Genomic DNA, 20401 nt, shown 5'->3' with positions numbered 1-20401 from the left:
ACCGTTTTTGGGCACCAGAATTCGTCTTATTCGCGGCAATTTGAAGACTGATCGATACCGCATACCGGAAGTCAGTGGACGAATTTTTAGTGGATTTCACCATTTTTTCTTTCTGGTGGGAGATTTTCCCCAGAATCGACAATTATGCGGCCTTTGACGGGTTGACTGCGAATAAATCTGCTTGCATTGCGACATTGCAAAGGCTTCCATGCAATCTTCGTTGCAGGCATGGGGGCCTGCAACACAAAAAAACCTCTGAAGGTGGAAAAAATGAATACCTACAAGAAACTCCTTGCGGCCAGCGCGCTCGCATTGATGACCAGTGGGCTGATGGCAGGTGGAGCCTCGGCCAAAACCTTTGTTTTTTGCTCGGAAGCGTCGCCGGAAGGGTTTGACCCCGGCCTTTACACGGGCGGCAATACTTTCGACGCAGCAGCGCATACAGTTTACAATCGCCTGCTTGAATTCAAGCCCGGCACGACGGAGCCGGAAGCTGGTTTGGCCGAGAGCTGGACGATTTCCGACGATGGCCTGCAGTACACGTTCAAGCTGCGTCCGGGCGTCAAGTTCCAGACGACCGAATACTTCACGCCGACTCGTGAACTCAACGCCGATGACGTGATCTTCTCATTTGAACGTCAATGGAAGACGGACAATCCGTGGCACAGCTATGTTACGGGCACCTCCTGGGAATATTTTGCCGGCATGGGGTTCCCCGAACTGCTCCAGTCGATCGAGAAGGTCGACGACATGACGGTCAAGTTCACGCTCAAGCGCAAAGAAGCGCCGTTCCTGGCCAATGTGGCGATGCCATTCATCTCGATCCTTTCCAAGGAATATGCCGACAAGCTTCAAGCCGATGGCAAGATGAACCAGATGAACCAGATGCCGGTAGGCACGGGTCCATTCATCTTTGTCGCCTATCAGCAGGACGCGGTTATCCGCTACAAGGCCAATCCGGACTATTGGAATGGCAAGCAGAAGATCGATGATCTGGTATTCGCGATCACAACCGACGCATCGGTTCGCTACCAGAAGCTCAAGGCCGGCGAATGCCACTTGATGCCTTATCCGAACCCCAGCGACGTGGCGTCAATGAAAGCCGATCCACAGCTGAAGGTGATGGAGCAGGAAGGCCTCAATGTAGCCTATCTGGCCTACAACACACTCGTCCCGCCGTTCGACAAGGTTGAGGTACGCAAGGCACTCAACATGGCGATCAACAAGCAGGCTATCGTCGATGGCGTGTTCCAGGGGCTGGCGACTCCAGCCACAAATCCGATCCCGCCAACGATGTGGTCCTACAACAAGTCGATTGAGGACGACAAATACGATCCGGAAGCAGCCAAGAAGATGCTTGCCGATGCGGGCGTGAAGGATCTTTCGATGAAGATCTGGGCGATGCCGGTTGCGCGGCCATACATGGTCAATGCACGCCGCGCTGCCGAGTTGATGCAGTCCGATCTCGCGAAGGTTGGCGTCAAGGCCGAGATCGTTTCCTATGAATGGGCCGAATATCTCGACAAGTCCAAGGCCAAGGACCGCGACGGCGCTGCCATTCTCGGCTGGACCGGCGACAATGGTGATCCGGATAACTTCCTTGATACCTTGCTTGGTTGCGACGCTGTCGGCGGCAACAACCGCGCGCAGTGGTGCAACAAGGAGTTTGACGACCTGGTGACCAAGGCCAAGGAGACGACTGACCTGGCGGAACGCACCAAGCTCTACGAGCAGGCGCAGGTCGTCTTCAAGAAGGATGCACCCTGGGCAACGCTTGATCACTCGCTCTCGCTCGTGCCAATGCGCAAGGGCGTTGAGGGCTTCCATCAGAGCCCGCTCGGTGACTTCGCCTTCGACGGCGTCGACATTGTCGAGTAACAAGCGATAAGTGGTATGAAAGGCGCCCGTCTGGCGGGCGCCTTTTTTGCTTCCGTGCGAAAACAGTAATAAGAGCCGGAAAGCAGGCCGCGTTGCGGCAAGAGGGTACGACATGTTCAAATTTTTTGTAGGGCGCGCATCGGTCATGATCCTGACCTTTATCGGGGTTTCGATCATCGCCTTTTCGTTCATTCGCATGCTGCCGGGCGATCCGGTGGCGCTGCTTTCCGGCGAACGCGTTATGTCACCGGAGCGGCATGCCGCGATTTCGCATGAACTCGGCTTCGACCGGCCGATAGTCATCCAGTATCTCGACTATCTGTGGGGTGTCATGCGCGGTGATTTTGGCACGTCGATCGTAACCAAACAGCCGGTTCTCGACCAGTTCTTCCAGCTATTCCCCGCGACGCTGGAGCTTTCGCTCTGCGCAATCACCTTTGCGGTTCTGCTGGGGATACCCGCCGGTGTGTTTGCGGCAATCAAGCGCGGCTCGTTCTTTGATCAGGCAATCATGGGGACTGCGCTGATCGGCTTTTCCATGCCCATTTTCTGGTGGGGCCTGCTCTTGATCATGCTTGTCTCCAATACGCTGCATTGGACGCCGGTGTCGGGACGCATATCTCTAATGTTTTTCTTTCCGTCGGTCACGGGCTTCATGCTGATCGACTCGCTGATTTCCGGACAAGCGGGCGCCTTCAAATCGGCGATCAGCCATTTGATCCTGCCAACAATCGTGCTTGGCACGATCCCGCTCGCTGTCATCGCGCGTCAGACCCGCTCGGCCATGCTCGAAGTATTGTCAGAAGACTATGTTCGCACCGCTCGCGCAAAAGGCCTGTCGCCACTGCGCGTCATCGGCGTTCATGCGCTGAGAAACGCCATGATCCCGGTCGTAACGACCATCGGTCTGCAGGTCGGCGTTATGCTGGCTGGAGCGATTCTGACCGAGACGATTTTCTCCTGGCCGGGCATTGGCAAATGGCTGGTCGATTCCGTCAGCCGCCGTGACTACGCAGTTATCCAGGGTGCCCTGCTTATCATTGCCGCCACCATTATGCTGGTCAACCTTGCCGTCGACCTGCTTTATGGCCTGATCAACCCGCGCATTCGCCACTAAAGGATTTAGGGTATGGCCGAAACAACCGTTCATGGTGGCTCTTCCACCGATTCGTCGCTCCGGCGGCGCCTGTTTGAGTTCTGGTATTATTTTTCCGAGAACCGCGGCGCTGTCATGGGGCTGAGCTTTTTCGTTCTGCTGGTCTTCGTCGCTCTGCTGGCCCCATGGATCGCGCCGCACGGACCGGCCGATCAGTACCGCGATGCCGTGCTTCTGCCGCCATTCGGCCAGGAGGGCGGGAGACTGACCTACCTGCTCGGCACAGATGCCGTTGGCCGGGACATCTTCTCGCGTCTGATCTATGGCGCCCGCTATTCATTGTTCATCGGCGTCATCGTTACCACCATCGCGCTCGTTGGCGGCATTTTTCTTGGCGTCATCGCCGGTTACTTCCGCGGATGGGTCGATACCCTAATCATGCGGCTGATGGATATTATCCTCGCCTTCCCGTCATTGCTCCTGGCGCTGGTTCTGGTTGCGGTCCTTGGACCGGGTCTGGTCAATGCGATGATTGCGATTGCACTGGTGTTCCAGCCGCATTTCGTGCGGCTCACCCGTGCCGCTGTCATGGCCGAGAAGACCCGTGACTATGTCGTCGCGGCCAAGGTGGCCGGTGCCGGTCCGCTCCGGTTGATGTTCAAGACGATCCTGCCCAACTGCATGGCGCCGCTGATCGTGCAGGCAACACTGTCCTTCTCCAATGCGATTCTCGATGCTGCGGCGCTCGGGTTCCTGGGCTATGGTGCGCAGCCGCCAACGCCGGAATGGGGCACCATGCTTGCTGATGCCCGTGAGTTCATTTCCAGTGGTCATTGGTGGGTGGTAACCTTCCCCGGCCTTGCAATTCTCATTACGGTGCTCGCTATCAATCTCATCGGTGACGGGTTGCGCGATGCCCTCGATCCCAAACTGAAGAGGAGCTGAGATGGCGCTTCTTGAAATCAAAAACCTCTCGGTTGGCTTCGATACGAGCACGGGCCAGTTCATGGCCGTGCAGGGTATCGATCTTTCGGTCGATGCCCGCGAAGTGCTGGCAATCGTTGGCGAATCCGGCTCGGGCAAATCCGTGGCCATGCTTGCCGTGATGGGCCTGTTGCCGAAGTCAGCGACGGTGACGGCCGACAGCATGACCTTTGACGGGCACGACATGCTGAAAATGACCACGAAACGGAAGCGCGAAATCGTTGGCCGTGATGTCGCCATGATCTTCCAGGAGCCGATGGCAAGCCTCAATCCTTGCTTCACCGTCGGTTTCCAGCTGGAGGAGGTCCTGCGCTTCCATATGAAGATGGATGCAAAGACACGGCGCAGGCGTGCAATCGAATTGCTGCAACAGGTGGGCATCCCAACGCCGGAAGAGCGATTGAGCTCATATCCACACCAGATGTCCGGCGGCCAGTGCCAGCGTGTCATGATCGCCATCGCCATTGCATGCAATCCGAAATTGCTTATCGCAGACGAGCCGACCACGGCGCTGGATGTGACCATCCAGAAGCAGATCCTCGACCTTCTCGTCAGCTTGCAAGCCAAATACGGCATGGGCCTGATCATGATCACCCATGATATGGGCGTGGTCGCGGAAACCGCCGATCGCGTCATTGTTCAATACAAGGGCCGCAAGATGGAGGAGGCTGATGTGCTTTCCCTGTTTGAATCGCCCAAGAGCCCCTATACGCGCGCTCTTCTCTCCGCCCTGCCAGAAAACGCGACAGGCGACCGCCTTTCGACAGTTGCGGACTTCATGAAAAACGAAGCGGCGATTTCAGGAGCTCCGTCATGACAGAGATCGTGCTCGAAGGGCGCAATATCGTTCGGGATTACCATGTCGGTGGCAGCTTTTTCGGGAAAGCCAAGACCGTTCGCGCCGTCAAGGGCGTGAGCTTCACGCTTGAGAAGGGCAAGACGCTTGCCATCGTCGGGGAAAGCGGATGCGGCAAATCCACTCTCGGACGTATATTGACGCTGATCGACCCGCAGACATCTGGCGAATTGCTGATCGACGGCAAGGCCATAAACATAGCAAAAGACCGCGTTACATCCGAAATGCGCCGCAAGGTGCAGATCATTTTCCAGAACCCTTATGGCTCGCTCAACCCGCGCCAGAAGATTGGCGAAGTGCTCGGCGAACCGCTGTTGCTCAATACCAAGAAGACTGCAGCCCAGCGACGCGATCTCGCCATGGAAATGCTGGTGAAGGTTGGTCTCGGACCGGAACACTACAATCGCTATCCGCACATGTTCTCCGGCGGGCAGCGCCAGCGTATCGCTATTGCGCGCGCACTGATGCTGAGCCCGAGCCTGCTGGTGCTCGACGAGCCCGTTTCGGCGCTGGATCTTTCGGTTCAGGCGCAGGTCCTCAATCTGCTGGCCGACCTGCAGGACGAGTTTAACCTCACCTACGTCTTCATCAGCCATGACCTGTCGGTGGTGCGTTATATCGCCGATGAGGTGATGGTGATGTATTATGGCGAAGTGGTCGAATATGGAACGCGCGACGAGGTGTTCTCCAATCCGCAGCACAGCTACACAAAGACGCTGTTTGCCGCGACACCGAAATCCGACGTCGAGAGCATCAAGGCGCGCCTCGCCAAGAAGAAGGTAGCTGCCTGAGGAGGATCACCGTAAGGGCCTGCTGCGGCGGTGATTTGACGCGATTTTCGGCGTTTCCGGTGCTCACGTGCTTTATGTACGCTGCGCTCCGGTTCTCGAAAACCACGCCAGCTCTCACCGCAGCAACTTCCGAAACGGACTCTTGGATAATTGAAAGAATATCATGAGCAAAAAGCAGGCGATTTCAACAGCGCCGAAGGACGGCAGCAAGGTTCAGATTTTCTGGACCGATGAGGATGGGCAGGAGAACGAATCCATCGGGCAGTATCGCTCTCTGGACCGGCTGAAAGCCACCGGTGGACAGTGGGACGAAACCGATGCCGGCTGGTGGATCTTCACGGATTCCAATACGCAGAAGAAGGTCGCACCGCACTCATGGCAGCCGGCCGGCAAGGCCGGCGAAGATGAGGGCGATGGCAGCGACGAATAGAGCGCAATTTTCTTTAGTGTCTCTGGTGCTTTAGCAGGCCTCGCACAATGTCGTCGGCAGAAATCATGCCAAGGATCGTGCCCTTGTCGACAACGCCAACATCTCCATTGTTCTTCGCCACCGCCTGCATGACTTCGCGGACCGGTGTCTCCGGTCGTGCGGTCGCAGCAAAGGGCCGGTCGGCAGAACGCGAACGGTCAAGCGGCACCATGATATCGCCGGCGGTCAAAACCCCGAGCGGGTTCATGTTGGCGACAAAATCCGCCACATAGTCATTGGCGGGATTGAGCAGGATGTCCTGTGCCGTACCACACTGGATAATCCGCCCGCCCTCCATGATGGCGATGCGGTTGCCGATCTTCATCGCCTCATCGAGATCATGGCTGACGAATACGATCGTTTTCTTCAAACGCTCTTGCAGGCTGAGAAGCTCATCCTGAAGGCGGGTGCGGATCAGCGGATCGAGCGCAGAAAATGGTTCGTCCATGAGAAGGATCGGCGCGCCAGTTGCGAAGGCGCGGGCGAGTCCGACGCGCTGCTGCATGCCGCCGGAAAGTTCGCCAACCTTGCGCTTGGCCCAGTCCTTCAGATTGACCAGTTCCAGCTGCTGTTGCACTGCCTTGGCGCGTTCCTCCTTTGGAACGCCCGAGAGCTCAAGGCCGAAACCGACATTCTCTTCCACCGTGCGCCACGGCAGCAAACCGAATTGCTGAAAAACCATCGATACGAGATGCTTGCGCAGGTCGCGCAGCGTTGTCTTGTCGGCTTTCCCGACATCGATCGATCGCCCGCTATTGTGGACCACGACGGAGCCGCGCGATATCGGATTAAGGCGATTGATGGCGCGCAGCAGGGTCGACTTTCCCGAACCGGACAGTCCCATGAGAACGACTATCTCGCCTTCGGCAATGGTGATCGAGCAATTGTGCACGCCCAACACATGGCCGGTTTCGGCCTGGATGTCGGAGCGGCTCTTGCCCTGATCGGCAAGCGAGAGAGAGTCGTCGGTTTTCTTGCCGAAAATGATACAGACGTTTTCCAGTGTGATCGCGGTCATTCACCTGGCTCCTTGCCGGGACGGAAGATACGGTCGAGCACGATGGCAACGACCACGATGACAAGTCCTGCCTCGAAGCCCAAGGCGGTGTTGACCGAGTTGAGCGCACGAACAACGGGAACGCCAAGTCCGTCCGCGCCGACCAGCGCGGCAATGACGACCATGGAGAGCGACAGCATGATGGTCTGCGTGAGGCCGGCCAGAATTTGCGGCATGGCGTAGGGAAGTTCGATTTTCCACAGGAGCTGACGCGACGACGCGCCAAAGGCCTCGCCTGCTTCAACCAGATGCAGCGGTGTCGATGAAACACCAAGATGGGTCAGGCGGATGGGGGCGGGGAGTACGAAGATTGCAGTTGCCAGCAAGCCCGGGACCATGCCGATGCCGAAGAAGACGATCGCGGGAATCAGGTAGACAAAGGTCGGCAGTGTCTGCATCAGGTCAAGAACCGGCCGGATGGCCGCGTAGAATTTTGGCCGGTGCGCGGCAATGATGCCGATCGGAACGCCGATGCCCATGCATAGAATGCAAGACGACAAGACGAGTGTCAGCGTCTCCATTGTCTCCTGCCAATAACCCTGGTTGAGGATGAAAAGGAAGCCAAGAACCGTCAGGATAGTGACACCGATGGAACGCCGGAGCGCATAGGCGATGGCGGCGAAAATCGCGACCATGATCAGCGGATGCGGGTACTTCAGAAGGAACATGAGTCCATCGATGAAACCCTGCATGAGCGTCGCCAGACCATCAAAGAACCAGGCGAAGTTGTTCGTGAGCCAATCGACGATACCCTTCGCCGTCCTGCCAACCGGAATCTTGTCTTGCGTTAACCAGTCCAAGCGGAACTACCCCTCTGTCGGAATGAGCGGAGAAAGCCGTCCGGCCGGTAAACCGGGCGGCTTATGTTCTTATGTCTTTCAGCCGGCGAAGCTGCGTATCGTGCTTTAGAGCCCCAGCGCCGACTTGACCGCGGGAAGGCCTTCCTTGCCGTCAAAAGTTGTTACACCGGCAAGCCAGGTATCCAGGATTGCCGGATTGGCCTTCAGCCATTCAGATGCTGCCTTTGCGCCGTCCTCGCCGTCGTCGAGGATCTTGCCCATGATCTCGTTTTCCATCTGCAGGTTGAACTTGAGATTGGTCAGGAACTTGCCGACATTCGGGCACTCAGCCGTGTATCCGGCGCGAACATTGGTATGGATAATTGCGCCGCCAAAATCCTTCCCGAACACGTCATCGCCGCCGGAAAGGTAGGCGAGCTTGAAGTTCGTATTCATGGGGTGCGGTTCCCAACCAAGGAAGACGATCGGCTTTTCGCTCTTCGTCTGTTTGGCCACCTGCGCCAGCATGCCTTGCTCGGACGATTCGGCCAGTTCAAAGCCCTTGAGCCCGAACTGATCTTTCGAGATCATGTCGAGGATCAGCCGGTTGCCGTCGTTGCCGGGCTCGATGCCATAAATCTTGCCGTCGAGATCGTCCTTGAACTTGGCGATATCCTTGAAGTCCTTAAGGCCCTTGTCGTAGAGATATTGCGGTACGGCGAGGGTATATTTCGCACCGGTCAGATTGGGGCCGAGATCGTCGACGGTCTTGTTCTCCAGATAGGGCTTGATGTCCGCAGCCATGGTCGGCATCCAGTTGCCCAGAAATACATCAATGTCCTTTTTGCCGAGCGAGGCATAAGTCACCGGCACGGAAAGTACCTTCGTGTCGGTCGAATAACCGAGACCTTTCAACACCTCGCTCGTCGCGGCCGTAGTCGCCGTGATATCCGTCCAGCCCACATCGGCGAATCGGACTGTCTTGCAGCTCTCCGGCTCGGCGGCAAAAGCGGTGCCTGCCGAAAGCACCAGGGCGAGCGATATGGTGAGTTTGGATAGTGCGTTCATCGTTAGTTCTCCCTCTCCGGGTTTTCCCGGTCGATACTTGCAAGAACCAAGCACCAAATCGGCAGGCATTCAAGCATAGGCGCGCATAAATCCAGTCAAATAGCGACAGTTGTTGAAATTCCGACAAAAGTTACGGACAAGGACTACGAGAGGCTTCATGTGCCGGCTCAATTCTGGTTAAAGCACGCTATGGCAAAACTCTACTTCAGCTATTCGGCGATGAATGCCGGAAAATCCACGCTTCTGCTGCAGGCTTCCTACAATTATCAGGAGCGAGGCATGCGGACGATGCTGTTTACCGCCGCACATTATGCCGAGAACGGGGCTGGAAGAATCACCTCGCGCCTCGGCGTCAGCGCGGAGGCAGAGCTTTATCACGAAAGCGACATGCTGTTCGAGCGAATCGCTGCAACGCATAGTGAGAGCGAACTAAGCTGCGTGTTCGTCGACGAGGCACAGTTTTTGACCAAGGATCAGGTCTGGCAGCTGGCGCGTGTTGCTGACAGGCTCAATGTTCCGGTCATGTGCTTTGGCCTTCGCACCGATTTTCAGGGCAAGCTTTTCCCGGGATCATCCGAGCTCCTCGCTATTGCCGATACGCTGCGTGAAATCCGGACAATATGCCATTGCGGTGCCAAGGCCACCATGGTCGTGCGGCGTGACCCGGAAGGCAAGGCGCTGATCGAGGGTGATCAGGTGGCGATTGAGAAATCAGTTTATGTCTCGCTTTGCCGCAAGCACTGGGAAGAAGAAACCGGACGGATTTCAAAAACCTCCAATTGATCCACTGACACGCGCCGGATGCAATAATCTGCGCTTCGGTGTCCATGGTCGCAAACGCACGAGCTGACCGTCAGACTGAATTCTCAACCGGGCGCCCAGGTCTGTTTCAATATATTCTGACAAATATAACACTGGATATCTGTCGTGACGCGTTATATTCAGAAAAATATCTCGAACTGACCGGAGGTCGAATATGGGCATTCATCGTCGTCAATGGATCAAAATGGCTTTTGCTGGACTCGCGGCGGCATGGTTCGGCCTGTCGCCGACAGCAGCACCAGCACAGGCAGCTGAAAAGGTCACCGTGTTCGCGGCGGCCAGCCTCAAGAATGCTCTCGATGACATCACTGCGGCGTGGGGGCAAGAAACCGGCAAGGAGGCAACAATTTCCTATGCCGCGAGTTCGGCTTTGGCGAAGCAGATCGAGTCGGGTGCGCCAGCGGATATCTTCATCTCGGCCGATCTGGACTGGATGGACTATTTGGCGAAGAAGCATCTCGTCAAAGAGGACACCCGCAAGAATCTTCTCGGCAATCGCATCGTTCTGGTTGCATCGAAGGACAAAACCGAACCGGTTGATATTAAAAATGGTTTCGAACTTGCAAAGCTGCTTGGCGATGGTCGCCTTGCCATGGGTGCAGTTGACTCTGTTCCTGCAGGCAAATACGGCAAGGCTGCCCTGGAATCCCTCGGTGTATGGTCGTCAGTTGAGAGCAAAGTTGCCGGAGCCGAGAGTGTACGTGCCGCACTGCTGCTCGTGTCGCGCGGGGAAGCGCCGTATGGCATCGTCTACCAAACCGACGCGGCCGCGGACAAAGAGGTTACAATCGTCGGTACTTTCCCTGAAGACAGCCACAAACCGATCATTTATCCGATTGCCATTCTGACCGAGAGCAGGAATGCCGATGCGGTGTCACTGTTTGACTACATCAAATCGGAGAAGGCTGTGCCATTCTTCGAGAAGCAGGGATTCACTGTGCTCGAATAGGGCAATGGACGCGCGGGGCGCTGTGTTTTGAACTGGTTGTCACTGAGCAATGAAGAATGGACCGCCGTTCATCTCACGCTGCGCATTGCCTCTGTCGCGATGCTCGTCAGTCTGCCTTTTGGCATTCTCGTCGGCTGGTTGCTGGCGCGGGGGCAATTCTGGGGCAAATCGATCCTCAACGGGCTCATTCACCTGCCGCTGATCCTGCCGCCTGTCGTCACCGGGTTCATCCTGCTGATCCTGTTTGGCAGGCGCGGACCGATCGGCGCTTTCCTGGCGGAGCACTTTGGTATCGTCCTCTCCTTCCGCTGGACGGGTGCGGCGCTCGCCTGTGGGGTCATGGGCTTTCCGTTGATGGTGCGCAGCATCCGGCTTTCGATCGAGGCGGTGGACCGCAAGCTCGAAGACGCGGCGGGAACCCTCGGCGCGAGCCCCCTGTGGGTTTTCACGACAGTGACGCTGCCGCTGATCCTGCCGGGCATCATCGCCGGGATGATCCTTTCTTTCGCCAAAGCCATGGGCGAGTTTGGCGCGACCATCACATTTGTCTCCAATATCCCGGGGGAAACGCAGACCTTATCTGCTGCCATCTATACCTTCACCCAGGTGCCCGGCGGTGACGCCGGCGCGTTTCGCCTGACCATCATATCCGTCGTCATTTCCATGGCGGCGCTGATGGCATCGGAATTCATGGCTTATCTCGTTGGGCGCAGGGTGGATATCGAATGACCCTCGTTTTTGAATCACGTCATGCGCTCGGCAGGTTTGTCATCGATGCTGCCTTTACCTCCAATCGCGGCGTCACGGCACTGTTCGGGCAGTCCGGTTCCGGCAAGACGTCGGTCATCCGAATCATCGCCGGTCTGACGCGGCCTGATCAGGGAAAAGTCGAATTCGACGGCACCGTACTCGTGGATACGCGGAAGGGCATATTCGTACCCAAGCACCAACGCCGTTTCGCGACTGTGTTTCAGGAAGGGCGGCTGTTCCCACACCTGACAGTCCAGCAGAATCTGAATTATGGCCGCTGGTTCGCCCCAAAACCCGAACGTGCGGAAAGCTTGGCAAAGATCGTAGATCTGCTCGGTATCGGGGGGATCCTGCACCGGCGTCCGGAGAAACTGTCCGGAGGGGAAAAACAGCGTGTTGCCATTGGCCGCGCATTGCTGTCGTCACCGCGCCTGCTGCTGATGGATGAACCGCTCGCCGCGCTGGATGAAGCGCGGAAGATGGAGATACTTCCCTATCTCGAGACCCTCCGCGACGAGCTCGACATTCCCATTGTCTATGTCAGCCATTCAGTCGCGGAAGTCGCCCGGCTTGCTGATCACGTCATTGTCATGAGCGATGGCAAAGTGGCTATGGCCGGGACAGCTTCAGTCGTTTTGAGCCAGCCTTCCATTTCAATCGCCGCCGGTCGCAGGGAAGCTGGTTCGCTCATGGAAGGCAGGGTCGAGCATTACGATATGCGGCACCGACTTGCGACCATCGCATTCAAGACGTCGAGAATTTATGTTTCGGGTGCCGAAATTGCCGAAGGAAAGTCAGTTCGCGTCCACATCCTGGCCAAAGACGTGATGCTTTCGACTGTCCGGCCGGAACAGTTGAGCGCGCTCAACATCCTCGAGGGGAAAATCAGTGCGATCAACTCTGACGAGGCGTGCACGGTTGACGTTCAGGTTGATTGCGACGGTACGCTGGTTTTGGCGCGGATTACCGAATTATCTTGCAAGAGGCTTGGCCTCCTGGAGGGAATGCATGTCTTCGCGATCATCAAGACGGTTGCGCTGGAACCTTATTGATCGCCCGTTGCTTGTTTCGCGCGATTGGCATCGAGCCAGCCGAGATCATCTGCGACCGCTGTTCCGATTTTCGCTTCCATTGCGCGAAAGCGGCTGAGCAATTCCTCGCCAAACCCTGTAACGACCGCACCGCCGCCCTGCTTGCCGCCACGCTGCGAATCTACGACCGGAAGCGAGAACATGCCGTTCATTGCGCTGACCAGCAACCAGGCCCGACGATAGGACATGTTCATCGCACGGCCTGCAGCTGAAATGGAACCGGTCGAACGAATGTGTTCCAGCAGCTGCATCTTTCCGCGACCGATTCTTTCCCCGTTTGGAAAATCGATGCGAAGGACCGTTTTCAGGTCCCTTTGTGAGGATGTGCCCATTGTCATGACCACGTTGTTATATTGCCGAAATCATCTATAGCAAGGCCCCCGATGATGTACATCGGCATGGACTACACTGGTCTATTGAAAACGCCAAAGCTCGAATTCTCCGCATGCAAGTTTACCTTCGGACCTTTCATTTTCCAGAAGGCTTTTTTTCGCACAGTGGCGTGTCTATATTCGCACAGCGCGGCAGGAACTAATTTTTGGGAAATAGGGGTAGAGGGTGATGGCGAGTTTGCAGAGTTTTGATTCCGAGATCGAAAAGACCAGGACGATGGTCAATGAGATGCGGACGAAAATAGATCAGTCCAGCGTTGTTCTCGACAAATTCGCCAAGGCCGATGAAAAAATCGGCGCCTCTGATTTCGACATCGAAAACGCGCGCATCGCCGATGTACTACGCCAGCAAAAAGTGATGGAAGGCAATATTGCCGAACTGATCATCGGGCTTGAGGATGCCACCAATGTTTTCGGCTCGGAGTTCGAAAGCATGAAGGGCTTTTCCGGCTGGGAAAAATTCGTCGGCGTCTTTTCGAAGCAAAAGGCGCAGCGCCTGCGGTCGGACCGCGTCCGCAATATGTCCCTTGCAGGGAACCTGCAGGAGCTTCTCTCCAAATCGGATCGCATCGTCGGAATCCTGAAAGAACAGAAGGCCGTTCTGGATGAGCGCTACAAAACCTCCGAGACGAGCCTTGCCACGGTGATCGAACGCCGCAAGACGACTATTGCGAATCTCGAAGCGGCCCAGAAGCGCATAGAAGAACTCAACCCGCTGCTGCTCGACATCGAAAACCGCATTGCGGCTTCCACCGATCAGGGCACACGCACCGAGCTCGAAGGCCAGCGGTCGAAGCTTGCGACCGAATACAATGAGCGCCAGGCCAAGGAACAGGAGCTTCTGGCGGAAAGCCAGACACTGGAACGCTACACCTCAATGTTCCAGACCTTTGTCGATTCGCTCAACAACCAGATCGCGGCACAGAGCACCCTGATCAACAAGCTCGCCATCGACACCGAACAGCGCATCGTGCTGTACAAGGCGCTGGAAGATTCGTTGAAGACAGCAGCGCAGCAGGATGTGGCGCACAAGATCAACACGCTTGGCAGCAAGGTGGATACCGCGGCGGAAGAAACCATGGCGGGTGTCGGCGCGGCAGCTCAGAAACATATCGGCGATCTTCTTGAAATGCACGAGAAGAACATGGTCAGCTCACAGGACATCCAGCGCCGCAAGAAGCTGGCGGACGATGCCTTCTCGCGCCGGTTCTCCGAAGTCCTCAAGAAGCACAATTCTGCCGATTACGCTAAAAGCTAATCGATGACCGACAATACAGATATGGCAGCAGCAGAACGCTATTTTGGCGCCATCCGCGCTGCGCTGGATGGGCTGGGCGTCTTCCTGAACAATCAGGACTCGCCATTCTACAAGCATGATCTGGTTGCGCAGACTGTATCGGAGTACTTGCAGCGGCTCGATGCTTCTTTCGAATGCTGGCGAAACCGGCTCGGTTTTGCCGAGCGCTTTCGCATTTCGAAAGCGGAGAGCGGATTTCCGGTTTTCCAGAACGTTCTCGAGCTCGAGAATGACAAGAAGGACGCCAAGGAGAGGCTCGCCGCCATTCCGCCAGCAGAAGCGCTGCGCGGCGAGATGGCGGATTTCATTCTGCGCAACCGCGAATTCCCGCGCGATCTGCAAAAGACAATGGCAGAGCGGATCTATCTGGAAGCCGTCAATCAGGGTGAAGTCTTCTCGCCTTTCCTCCTGCCCGTGACCATACGGGTTTCGGTCAATCCAAAGACGCTGCGGCCATTCTACGTGGTGCATTGGGGAGCATTTGACGGGGCGTCCAATTTACCGTTGATCTACATGGCCATCATAGAGGATTCTTCGGAAAACATGGTGGAGACGCTGGTCGACAAGGACGGCAAGCTCAATAACAAAGTGAGGATTCCTCTCCCTGTTGGCGGCCTGCTCAATCCAGACCTTGCCCGCCGCTTCGATGATTTTGCCGCGAAGAACTCCGCCTATTCGTTGTCGCCTGTAACCATTGCGACGAGCCTTGATCAGGATTTTCCGGAACTGCATCCGAAGCAATTGCGCCGGGTCGTGCTTGGACCATTCTATACGGCCGGGATCACCGAGCATAACCAGAAGGTCGCCGATGTGCTTGAACAGGTGCGCGAGCCGGAGGATGCCTGGCTCTTGACCTGGACATTGCAGGAGGTTTTTTCCAAGGCCGAAAAGCCTGGCAAACGCGGGCTATGGTCGTCGGAACCGGCGCGCGAGGAATTCCATATCAATACCGATGATCTCGAAGCGGCGCGGCAAGGTGTCAGCCATTATGAGAAACACGCACTTGTACCGCATGAAGCCTATCAGGCGCTCTATGCCTCAGGTGAGGCGGCAGAAATTTTCAAAGGCTTTGAGACGCATATCCTGTCCAACGGCCAGGTGATCAGCGGCATTTGAGACCGATTTGAGGAGGAAAGAATCATGGATATCGGTCTGACCACGATTGAGGAAAAGGACATCGTCAAGCATCTTGCCGTTGCGCAGGCAATGGTGACGCGTTTCATTTCCCTGGATGCCGGCGACGCGAAATCGGGAACCGGGATTGCCGGGACCGGCCGGCGGTTTGTCCCGACTGTTTCCTCCGGCGGCTTGCGCAAGATGCGCGAAGTCGAGCTGACCAAGACGATCCAGACCGTGCGGCCAGACGATCAGATGCTCTCCATTGCCCAGCATACACTGCTGTTTCGGGCACGGCGCGGTGTAGCGATCGCGTTGGCGATCGGCGACGTTTTCGGGCGCCATAGCGATCTTGAAGCTTTGATGGCACGCAATGCTTCGGCTCCATTGCAGGGTGAAGATGCGAGCCATTTCAAACGGCTTCTTTCCGCCGCGTCCTATGTGGGCGCCTTTGCGCTTGCAGCTTATCTCGCGCAATTGATCGAGTCGGACTCCGAGCCAGCGAACGATATTGCGGCGCCGGAATTCGTCTTCGACACGACGCAGGATGCGCTGAAATCAGTGATCGCCGGACTCGACCGGGCAATTTCCGGCGCGAGTGATGAGCAGGCGATGCTGTCGCGTGCCAAGGCCTACTCGGCGCTGGCGATAGACGGGCTCTTGCAGCGCAAGGGCCGTTTCGACGGGCTCGGCAGCTTCGAGGATATGCATCTGCGGCTCGACAGCGATGATTTCACACTCGACGGATTTGACGTCGCACCGTCGAAGAAGCGTACGCCGCTGGTGATGACATTCAAAAAGCCTAATGAGGTCGTCGGCAACCACATTGCCAAATATCAGGCGTTGAAGCTTTCGAAGATGCTGATGGCCTATGATTTCGACCGGCAGCTCAATCCCTTTGTTGAGCTCGGCGGGTTCCTCTTCACCTTTATCGGCGATGGTGCACCGGGTACGGGCAAGACCACACTGATCCAGATGATCGCCGGGCTGGTCAATGATTATTGTCAGGTCGCAGGATACGCCTTCCATTACGAGAATTTTGGTGTCGACCAGATTTCGTCCTATCAGGGTAAATCCGGACAGAATTGCAAGCAGTTCGTTACCAATGTGCTCAATCCGCGGGTGATTGGTTTCGGCACGATCGACGATATCGATCAGGTGGCGGCAAAACGTTCCGACGACCGTGCGTCTTCCGGCCAGCACGAAATCACTGGTGTGCTTATGGAAGCCTTTTCCGGCGCATCGACTGTCGTGCGCGGCAATTGCTCGTTCGGCATGTTTTCCAACTATCCGGAAAACGTCGATGACGCATTGCGGCAGCGTGCTGGCGCGCGCTGGCTGGTGAATGGCCCGCAGACGCGCGACGACTATATCGACATTTTCACGCTGCTGGCGGGCAAGAACCACAAGATCCCGCTTGGCGATCACAAGCTCTACGAGGCTCAGCAGATCGAAAGGGCGGTGGAGACGGCTTATGACGAACTGTCGAAGCCGCAAGAGGAGGGACTGAAGGCTGTATACGACCGCTTCATCAAGGAGAATGGCGAGCCGGAGACGCTGGCCGATGTCGGCACCTATCTGCATATGATCAAGGAGCGAGAGCCGCGCTTCACCGGCCGGGCCATCAAGAATGTCACGGATGCGATCAAGATGCGGGCTATGGATGTGGAATTGCCGGATGAGTGGTTTGAGAAGCCCGAAATGTTCATGCACAAAAGCTATGATGACAAGAAGGCGATGATCGAGGAACTGCGCAAGCCATTTACGATGGAGATGGTGCTGCAGGAAACCAACCGCTACGCGGATTCGGAATTCCGCTATGCGGACAAATCCGATGATGCCGCCGTGGACAAGATGGTCCGCGATGCGAGACTGCGCGAACGGGCGGTGCGGGAAGTAGAGGGGCTCAAGGCCAAGGGACAGTGGGACGCCTGATGGACCTTCTTTACGAAAACGATCTGATCTACGGGCGCTTGCTGACGGTCGACCAGCCGCACCTGATCGAGCGCTATAACCGGGCGCTGAAATCCTTCGGGTTTCCTGCGACCAAGCTCAAGAAATTCGACATTGACCGGACCGGCTTTTCGCCGGAAATCGCCAAGGAACTGAAAGACCCGTCCTACCTGGATCCAAATGGCGTCAACCGGCGCTTCATCATTCTAACACCGGCGCAGGCTGACCTGCCGGTCGTGCACACACAATTCTCCAATACATCGCAGCTGATGTATGAGTTTTTCACCAGCAATTCCCGGGCGATCAATGCGTTGACGATCAAGGATGTGCTCTACGGCGAGATCGAGGATTCGGTTTCGGTTGTCAGCGACATCGAGGATTTGCTGTCGATAAACCAGGTCGAATTCCGGGTCCTTTCGGCTGAGAACGTCATGGGGCAGGCCGCGGAACTGCGGCTGCTGGTCGACCGGCTGGAGAACGAGCCGGACGCCTGGCGCAACAATGAACTTCTCAACCGCATGGTGGAACTCGCCAAGATCACCGGCGACATACGCGAGAATTCGCTGGTGCCGGACAAGGTCATGTTCCGGCACCGCGCCTTCTGGACCAGCCATTTCGGCGGTACGTATATATTCGTCGACGATAATACCACCACGGTTATCGGCGACCCGTCGGCACCGGGGTTCAGGCGTTCACGCCCCTGGCAAGTCAATTATATTTCCATCAAGGATGCCGAGCAGGTCTTTCAATTTCTTGCCTCCACCTCGCGCATCGAATTGCCGCGCGCCTCATGGATCGAGCAATCCGGCTATCTGGAAAATCGCGGCGAGATGATCATCCGCCACCTGATCCAGGCACTGGAACCCGAACGGGACCTGACCAATATCGACCGTATCTGGCTGCAGACATGGATCCACGCCAATGCCGCCCTGATCAATCATGACGGCACCTGGCCGTTCCTCAATGCGGTCAAGCGCGAGATCGGCCAGACCGGGCAGCTCAACATGGCCGAGATCGATCCCAAGCGCCGGTTCCTTGTCGTCCGCGCGCTGCCCCGCCATCCGGATGCCTGGCTGGTCAACCATCTGATCAGCGATTTCGTGCCGTGGGATTTCCTGTCACGCTATGTGTTCAACAAGCCGGGATTTTTTGCGGACTATGAAAGCTGGAACCCGCCCTATCAGCAACATGTCGTCGAGACCCTGAAGACGATTTATTTGAACGACAAGGAAGGGCTAAGGAAGCGGTTGTATGGATTTAATGAGTGAACAATCAATAGCGGGCACGTTGTCGATATTCGCGAAACAACCTATGTGAATGACCAAGAGGGCTGCTGAGGCGGCCTTATGGACTTGAACAGCGAAGGAAACAGAATGCTCGAGCCCGTGATCAATTTCTTCAGCCGGATTTTTTATTACATTGGACGCGGTATCGGCTTTCTGGTCGGCATCATTCTGTGGCCGTTCCTTTGGCTCGGCAGCTGGTACGGCCAGCGCGGCATTGTCCTCAAGGCTGTTCTCGGCGTAGTGGCGCTCGTGTGGCTCGGCCTCTACGGCTATTTTTTCTACAACACGCAGGCTTGGACCAATTTCAACCCCGACTACATTTCGGTCTATGATTTCAAGAACCGCAATGTGCCTGCGGGCGAGCCTGTCGCCGCGCAGGCGGCCGGAACGCCTGCGAAAAGCTGCGCCCGGTCGGCCATTGTCGAGGTGACGGCGGATCTGACGGATTTCAACGTCAACCAGAATGCGTGGATTTCATCCATGCTGCTCTATAAACTCGGTTTCTTCGGTGTCGACTGGGACAATACGCCATTTCTCGATAACAAGGCGTCGTTCCAGCGCGGCATCAATTCCGCGGTGCGGCGCACGGCGGTTGAGCTGGTCGATACGCTCGGCCGCGTTCGCGGCACGTCGCAGATCGATGCCGATCTGCAGAAGGCGCGCGGCAATCTGCAGTTCACCGAGGATGCCTGGTACTTCGGCGTCAACCCGTTCGGACCAAAAACGCCGACGCCGAGCTATTACCGTTCGGCCGTCAGGGATTTGCGGACTTTCAATTCCAAACTCGAGAACTGCAACGCCATATTCGATGCCCGTGCCGATAATCTCATCCAGTTCATTGACCGTATTGCCAATGATATCGGCGCGACCTCGGCCATTCTGAAGGATCGCTCGGAGAACAATAATTATGGCTGGTTCGATACCCGCGCCGATGACCGGTTCTGGTTCGCCTATGGCCAGCTTTATGCGTATTACGGCCTCATGAATGCGGCCCAGGTCGATTTCAATCAGGTCTTGCAGGAAAAACATCTGACACCGCTTTGGGACGGTATGGATGGCCAGCTGCGCGCCGCATTGAATATCAAGCCGTGGATCATCGCCAATGGCAAGGAGAGCGGCTGGCTGTTGCCGAACCATTTGACGACGATGGGTTTTTACATTCTGCGCGTTCGCTCGAACCTGATCGACATCAAGCAGGTGTTGCAGCAGTAGGCGGCGTCAATGCAGCCTGCCGGTCACACCGGCAGGCTCGACGTTTCCTTGACCTCTTCCATGACTGCGTAGGTATGGGATTCGCGTACGCCTGGCAGGGAGAGCAGTGCGTCCGAGAGAAAACGCCGGTAATGTTCCATATCGGCGACACGCGCCTTGATAAGATAATCGAAACCGCCAGCAACCATATGGCACTCCATGACATCCGGATTTCGGCGCGTTGCCGCCGCGAAGGTCGCAAAGACGTCTGGCGTCGTCCGGTCGAGCTTGATCTCGACGAACACAAGCATTGCACGATCAAGCTTTTTAGGCGACAATTTTGCCGTGTAGCCAAGGATATAACCATCACGGGTGAGACGCTTGACGCGCTCTGTCGTTGCGGTTTGTGACAGGCTGATACGTTCGGAAAGTTCCGTGTTGGTAAGGCGCCCGTCCTTTTGCAGCTCGCGCAAAATCCTGCGATCGAGGCTGTCCAGATTCTTCATCACTAAATTATTCCCCATTCTTAGTTTTTTGCGCCAATTCCCTCACATTCATTGGTGAGAAGAACCATAT

The 20401-nt window shown here is 56.4% G+C and carries 20 protein-coding genes; 15 read left to right on the top strand and 5 right to left on the bottom strand.

Translation table 11 applies throughout. The features are described 5' to 3' along the window. Positions 1–270: 270 nt before the first annotated feature. The 6 genes from CU103_RS11510 to CU103_RS11485 all read left to right on the top strand — a co-directional run bounded on the left by CU103_RS11510 (position 271) and on the right by CU103_RS11485 (position 6035). Positions 271–1878 (top strand): ABC transporter substrate-binding protein, encoded by a 1608-nt coding sequence (locus CU103_RS11510; protein WP_106664074.1) that lies wholly within the window; start codon positions 271–273, stop codon positions 1876–1878. Positions 1879–1990: 112 nt separating this feature from the next. Continuing rightward, a complete protein-coding gene (locus CU103_RS11505) occupies positions 1991–2995 on the top strand; it encodes an ABC transporter permease subunit (protein ID WP_106664073.1) in 1005 nt (334 codons plus the stop codon). A gap of 12 nt (positions 2996–3007) precedes the next feature. Then, a complete protein-coding gene (locus CU103_RS11500) occupies positions 3008–3919 on the top strand; it encodes an ABC transporter permease subunit (protein WP_106664072.1) in 912 nt (303 codons plus the stop codon). A gap of 1 nt (position 3920) precedes the next feature. Further along, positions 3921–4775, top strand: a complete 855-nt coding sequence (locus tag CU103_RS11495) for an ABC transporter ATP-binding protein (protein ID WP_106664071.1) — start codon at positions 3921–3923, stop codon at positions 4773–4775. After that, positions 4772–5605, top strand: a complete 834-nt coding sequence (locus CU103_RS11490; RefSeq protein ID WP_106664070.1) for an ABC transporter ATP-binding protein — start codon at positions 4772–4774, stop codon at positions 5603–5605. Before CU103_RS11495 ends, CU103_RS11490 begins: the two co-directional genes overlap by 4 nt. A 163-nt stretch (positions 5606–5768) precedes the next feature. Next, positions 5769–6035, top strand: coding sequence for a hypothetical protein (locus tag CU103_RS11485; protein ID WP_106664069.1), 267 nt, complete (start codon positions 5769–5771; stop codon positions 6033–6035). A gap of 13 nt (positions 6036–6048) precedes the next feature. Here CU103_RS11485 and choV read toward each other — a convergent pair whose 3' ends face one another. From choV to CU103_RS11470, 3 genes are all read right to left on the bottom strand, one after another. Next, complete coding sequence (choV, locus tag CU103_RS11480) at positions 6049–7092, bottom strand: choline ABC transporter ATP-binding protein (RefSeq protein ID WP_106664068.1); 1044 nt, start codon at positions 7090–7092, stop codon at positions 6049–6051. Further along, a complete protein-coding gene (choW, locus tag CU103_RS11475) occupies positions 7089–7931 on the bottom strand; it encodes a choline ABC transporter permease subunit (protein ID WP_106664067.1) in 843 nt (280 codons plus the stop codon). The genes choV and choW overlap by 4 nt, the downstream gene beginning before the upstream one ends. A gap of 105 nt (positions 7932–8036) precedes the next feature. After that, on the bottom strand, positions 8037–8978 hold the full coding sequence (locus tag CU103_RS11470) for a choline ABC transporter substrate-binding protein (RefSeq protein WP_106664066.1): 942 nt from the start codon (positions 8976–8978) through the stop codon (positions 8037–8039). 189 nt (positions 8979–9167) lie between these two features. On the opposite strand from CU103_RS11470, the gene CU103_RS11465 reads away from it, so the two are divergent. The 4 genes from CU103_RS11465 to modC all read left to right on the top strand — a co-directional run bounded on the left by CU103_RS11465 (position 9168) and on the right by modC (position 12551). Then, on the top strand, positions 9168–9761 hold the full coding sequence (locus CU103_RS11465; RefSeq protein WP_106664065.1) for a thymidine kinase: 594 nt from the start codon (positions 9168–9170) through the stop codon (positions 9759–9761). Positions 9762–9954: 193 nt separating this feature from the next. Then, positions 9955–10749, top strand: a complete 795-nt coding sequence (modA, locus tag CU103_RS11460) for a molybdate ABC transporter substrate-binding protein (protein ID WP_162707070.1) — start codon at positions 9955–9957, stop codon at positions 10747–10749. A 27-nt stretch (positions 10750–10776) separates the two neighbouring features. Further along, positions 10777–11478, top strand: coding sequence for a molybdate ABC transporter permease subunit (gene modB / locus CU103_RS11455; protein ID WP_106664064.1), 702 nt, complete (start codon positions 10777–10779; stop codon positions 11476–11478). Beyond that, on the top strand, positions 11475–12551 hold the full coding sequence (gene modC / locus CU103_RS11450) for a molybdenum ABC transporter ATP-binding protein (protein ID WP_106664063.1): 1077 nt from the start codon (positions 11475–11477) through the stop codon (positions 12549–12551). The genes modB and modC overlap by 4 nt, the downstream gene beginning before the upstream one ends. Here modC and CU103_RS11445 read toward each other — a convergent pair. Continuing rightward, entirely contained in the window at positions 12545–12922 is a 378-nt protein-coding gene (locus CU103_RS11445; RefSeq protein ID WP_106664267.1) for a winged helix-turn-helix domain-containing protein, read from the bottom strand. The genes modC and CU103_RS11445 overlap by 7 nt on opposite strands. Positions 12923–13151: 229 nt before the next feature. Here CU103_RS11445 and CU103_RS11435 point away from each other — a divergent pair, with 229 nt between their 5' ends. From CU103_RS11435 to CU103_RS11415, 5 genes are all read left to right on the top strand, one after another. Then, entirely contained in the window at positions 13152–14240 is a 1089-nt protein-coding gene (locus tag CU103_RS11435) for a hypothetical protein (protein ID WP_106664061.1), read from the top strand. Between the two features lie 3 nt (positions 14241–14243). Next, positions 14244–15395, top strand: a complete 1152-nt coding sequence (locus CU103_RS11430) for a hypothetical protein (RefSeq protein WP_106664060.1) — start codon at positions 14244–14246, stop codon at positions 15393–15395. A gap of 24 nt (positions 15396–15419) precedes the next feature. Further along, a complete protein-coding gene (locus CU103_RS11425; RefSeq protein WP_106664059.1) occupies positions 15420–17330 on the top strand; it encodes an AAA family ATPase in 1911 nt (636 codons plus the stop codon). After that, on the top strand, positions 17330–18616 hold the full coding sequence (locus CU103_RS11420; RefSeq protein ID WP_106664266.1) for a DUF6638 family protein: 1287 nt from the start codon (positions 17330–17332) through the stop codon (positions 18614–18616). The genes CU103_RS11425 and CU103_RS11420 overlap by 1 nt, the downstream gene beginning before the upstream one ends. A gap of 105 nt (positions 18617–18721) precedes the next feature. After that, positions 18722–19846, top strand: coding sequence for a DUF2333 family protein (locus CU103_RS11415; protein WP_106664058.1), 1125 nt, complete (start codon positions 18722–18724; stop codon positions 19844–19846). Positions 19847–19869: 23 nt separating this feature from the next. On the opposite strand, the gene CU103_RS11410 is transcribed toward CU103_RS11415, so the two are convergent. Continuing rightward, positions 19870–20331, bottom strand: a complete 462-nt coding sequence (locus CU103_RS11410; protein WP_106664057.1) for an Lrp/AsnC ligand binding domain-containing protein — start codon at positions 20329–20331, stop codon at positions 19870–19872. Positions 20332–20401: the final 70 nt, after the last annotated feature.

Source organism: Phyllobacterium sophorae, from assembly GCF_003010965.1.
In the GTDB taxonomy this organism is placed as follows: domain Bacteria; phylum Pseudomonadota; class Alphaproteobacteria; order Rhizobiales; family Rhizobiaceae; genus Phyllobacterium; species Phyllobacterium sophorae.
Note: the sequence above shows the minus strand (reverse complement) of the source record. Positions and strands in the feature narration are given on the sequence as shown.